At 73.4% G+C, this 3769-nt stretch carries 3 protein-coding genes and 1 pseudogene; 1 reads left to right on the plus strand and 3 read right to left on the minus strand.

What is annotated here, in order from left to right; translation table 11 throughout:
* A pseudogene (locus SACPADRAFT_RS25620) lies at positions 1-478 on the plus strand (AsnC family protein); the annotation flags it as partial.
* A gap of 39 nt (positions 479-517) precedes the next feature.
* Here the strand turns inward: SACPADRAFT_RS25620 and SACPADRAFT_RS0204595 are convergent.
* From SACPADRAFT_RS0204595 to SACPADRAFT_RS0204605, 3 genes are all read right to left on the minus strand, one after another.
* Positions 518-1444 (minus strand): RluA family pseudouridine synthase, encoded by a 927-nt coding sequence (locus tag SACPADRAFT_RS0204595; protein ID WP_007026874.1) that lies wholly within the window; start codon positions 1442-1444, stop codon positions 518-520.
* Entirely contained in the window at positions 1441-2106 is a 666-nt protein-coding gene (lspA, locus tag SACPADRAFT_RS0204600; protein WP_007026875.1) for a signal peptidase II, read from the minus strand. Before lspA ends, SACPADRAFT_RS0204595 begins: the two co-directional genes overlap by 4 nt.
* 62 nt (positions 2107-2168) lie before the next feature.
* Positions 2169-3647 carry a potassium/proton antiporter gene (locus SACPADRAFT_RS0204605; protein WP_007026876.1) on the minus strand — a complete coding sequence of 493 codons (1479 nt, stop codon included), beginning with the start codon at positions 3645-3647 and terminating at the stop codon, positions 2169-2171.
* Positions 3648-3769 lie beyond the last annotated feature (122 nt).

Genomic DNA, 3769 nt, shown 5'->3' on the forward strand with positions numbered 1-3769 from the left:
CGGGGCGCCGCCGTCGGAGGAGGCGGACCGGGGCGGGACCGGCGACCGCCCGGCCGCACGGTCGGGGACCGTGGGGGACGTGCTGGAGACCCGGGGCCTCGAAGGGGAGGACCTCTCCGTGCAACTGCTCGAGGTCCAGGACCCCGCCGATTTCCTGTTCACCGCGGCGGGGTACCGGCTCGACGACGGGGAACGCGCCGTCGTCGTGCACACCGAGGTCACCAACCGGGGTACGGTGCCGTTCGCCTCGCTGCCGGACAACCACCTGGAACTGCTCACCGACGAGGGCACCCCGGTCGCCAAGGCCCCGGTGTCGCTGACCTCCCGGCAACCGCACGGGATCGGGGTCGGCCCCGGCGAGACGAGCGGCGGCCACACGGTGTACGTCCTCGGCGCGGACACCCGGGTGACCTCGGTCCGGTGGAGCCCGCGGCCGGAGCCGGACGACCGCAGCGTGACCTGGGCGATCCCGGACTGAGCCGGGGCACCCGCCCGGGGCCCGCGGTGCCGGACCGGGTCAGGTCTCGGCGCGCAGCACGTCGACGGCGGCGGCGAGGTCGTCGGGGTGGTCGCTGGTGAACTCGACCCACCGCCCGTCGGCGGGGTGTGCGAAGCCCAGCCGCCGGGCGTGCAGCCACTGCCGGGTCAGGCCCAGCCGCCGGGCGAGCACCGGGTCGGCCCCGTAGGTGAGGTCACCGACACACGGGTGCCGCAGCGCCGCGAAGTGGACCCGGATCTGGTGGGTCCGCCCGGTCTCCAGCGTGACATCGACCAGCGACGCCGCCCGGAACGCCTCGATCACCTCGTAGTGCGTCACCGACGGTTTGCCGTCGGCCACCACGGCGAACTTGTAGTCGTGCCGGGGATGCCGGTCGATCGGCGCGTCGATCGTGCCCCGTGTCGGGTCCGGGTGCCCCTGCACGAGCGCGTGGTATCCCTTGGTGACCGTGCGTTCCTTGAACGCGCGCTTGAGCGCCGTGTAGGCGCGTTCGCTCTTGGCCACCACCATCACCCCGGTGGTGCCGGCGTCCAGCCGGTGCACCACGCCCTGCCGCTCGGCGGCGCCGGAGGTCGAGATCCGTAGCCCGGCGGCGGCCAGGCCGCCCACCACGGTCGGGCCGGACCACCCAGGGCTGGGGTGGACCGCCACCCCGACCGGCTTGTCGACCACGACGATGTCGTCGTCGTCGTACAGGATCCGCATGCCCTCGACCGGCTCGGACACCACCTCGACCGGCCGGTCCGGTTCGGGCAGGGTCACTTCCAGCAGTCCCCCGGCCGGCAACCGGTCCGACTTGCCCGCGGGGACCCCGTCCACGAGGACGTCCCCGGAGCCCGCGAGCTCGGCGACCGCGGTGCGGGACAGGCCGAGCAGTTTGGCCAGCCCCGCGTCGACCCGCATGCCCTCCAGCCCGTCCGGGATCGGCAGCATCCGGGTGCTCATGCCCGGTCCTCCCCGGCGGGGCCGGATCCGTCCGCCGCCCGCGGGTGCGCGCGGTCGTCCCGCTGCTTGCCCGTCCGGGTTCCGTCGTACTCCCGCCCCAGCGCCGTCAGCAGCACGATGAGCACGGCACCCACGGTGATGGCCGAGTCCGCCGCGTTGAACACGGGGAAGAACTCCCCGTTCGGCGCGAACACGGAGACGAAGTCCACGACGTGGCCCTCGAACACACCCGGGGCACGGAAGATCCGGTCGGTGAGGTTGCCGAGCGCGCCCGCGAGGATGAGGCCGAGTCCGACGGCCCAGCCCACCGACCGCAGCCGCCGCGCGAACCACAGGATGCCGAGCACGACGAGGGTGGCCACCACGGTGAGCACCCACGTGCCGCCGAAACTCATCCCGAACGCCGCGTAGGGGTTGCGCAGCAACTGGAGGTACACGGCGCCGCCGAGGATGCGGACGGGTTCGCCCGCCTCCAGGCCCGCCGTGGCGAGGACCTTCGTCACCACGTCCACGCCGTAGGCCAGTGCCGCCACGACGAGGAGGAGCCCCGCGCGCCGCTTCGCCACGGGGGCTTCCGTCGCTCCCGCCGGTCGGTCCGGGTCCGCCCGACCGGGGTCCGGTGCGGAGTTCTGCTGCTCGGAGTTCACCGTCCCATTGTCCATGTCGGCGTCCGCCCGCCCCGTCCACCGTCGGTGTCGCGCGCGGAGCGGGTGGCGTGGCGGGGTCAGTCGCCCCGTTCACCCTTCCAGCGGGCGATCGGTCCCGCACGGTCGACGGCCCGCAACCGGCGTTCGGTCGCGCGCCGGGCCTGCTGCGTGGTGACGACGAGCAGCTGGTCGTCCTCCTGCAGCCGGGTCGTGTGCTCCGGGGTGAAACTCTGCTCGCCACGCACGACCAGACTGACGGTGGCACCCTTCGGCAGGCGCAGCTCCGCCAGGTAGACCCCGTGCAGGCGCGAGGTGCGCAGGATCCGCACCTGGAGCAGGACCGCGCCCAGTTCCTCCAGCGGTGCGGCGTCGACCTGCATCTCCCGGGGCTCGGAGGCACCGGCCACCCCGAACAGCTTCGCCAGCGGCCCCAGCAGTGCGGCCTGCAACAGGGTGAACACGATCACGATGACGAACACCGCGTCGACCAGCTCCTGGGCTCCGGGCCTGCCCTCCGCGAGCGGGATGGTGGCCAGCACGATCGGCACGGCACCGCGCAGCCCCGCCCACGACAGGAACGCCTGTTCCCGCCACGGCACCCGGAACGGCGCCGTGGAGATCAGCACGGCCAGCGGCCTGGCCACCAACAGCGCCAGCAGTCCCGCGACGACGCCCGGCACCACCGCGTCCAGCATCCGGGACGGTGCGGCGAACAGCCCCAGCAGCACGAACAGTCCGATCTGGGCGATCCACCCGACCCCCTCGGCGAACGACAGCGTGTTCGACCGGTGCGGCAGCCGGGAGTTGCCGAGCACCACCCCGGCGACGTAGGTGGCCAGCAGACCGGAGGCGAGGGCGAACTGGGCGCCCGCGTAGGCGAGCACGCACATCGCCACCGTCGCCAGCGGATAGAGGCCGGTGGCGGGCAGGGCGGCCCGCCGCAGCGCCCACGCGCCGGCCAGCCCGATCCCGAACCCGAGGAGGCCGCCCGCCACGAGCTGGTAGACCACCTGCAGCGGCAGGGTCCAGTCCATGGTGGTCCCGGTGGCCAGCAGCACCACGACGATGTAGGTCGGGGCGTCGTTGAGCCCCGACTCCAGTTCCAGGATGCTGGACAACCGCTTACCGATCCCGGCCGAACGCAGCACGGAGAACACCGCGGCCGCGTCGGTCGAGGCGAGCACTCCACCCCACAGCAGGGCGGTGTCCCACTCCAGGCCGAACAGCCAGTGCAGTGCCGACCCGGTCACCACGACGGTGACTCCCACGGCCACTGTGGACAGCGCGAGGCCCGGACCGAGATTCGGCCGGACCTCGGACCAGGTCGTGGTGAGACCACCCTCGATCAGGATCATCACGAGTGCCGCCAACCCGAGGCTCTGGGTCAGCTCCGGGTTGTCGAACTCGACCCCGAGGCCGGCCTCCCCGATGAGGACACCGATCCCGAGGTAGATCAGCAGGGACGGCAGGCCGAGCCGGATCGAGAACCGCACGGCCAACACGGAGGCGAGCAGGACGGCCGCGCCCGAACCCAGCACGAGGGGCAGCTCGTCCATGTCACCTCTCGTTCGGCGCGTCTCCACCGGCTCCGGCGGCCCGCGGACCGCACACCCGGCACCTTCCCCGCGATCCCGGTCCGGTCCGGCGCGGGGCCGGGCGGGTCCGGGACCGGCCCGGC

It is taken from the genome of Saccharomonospora iraqiensis subsp. paurometabolica YIM 90007 (assembly GCF_000231035.2).
Classification (GTDB): domain Bacteria; phylum Actinomycetota; class Actinomycetes; order Mycobacteriales; family Pseudonocardiaceae; genus Saccharomonospora; species Saccharomonospora paurometabolica.

Excerpts from the sequence above, each read along its gene's own strand:
- SACPADRAFT_RS0204605 (WP_007026876.1), bottom strand. The coding sequence starts at position 3,647 with ATGGACGAGCTGCCCCTCGTGCTGGGTTCGGGCGCGGCCGTCCTGCTC.
- SACPADRAFT_RS0204595 (WP_007026874.1), bottom strand. The coding sequence starts at position 1,444 with ATGAGCACCCGGATGCTGCCGATCCCGGACGGGCTGGAGGGCATGCGG.
- lspA (WP_007026875.1), bottom strand. The coding sequence starts at position 2,106 with ATGGACAATGGGACGGTGAACTCCGAGCAGCAGAACTCCGCACCGGAC.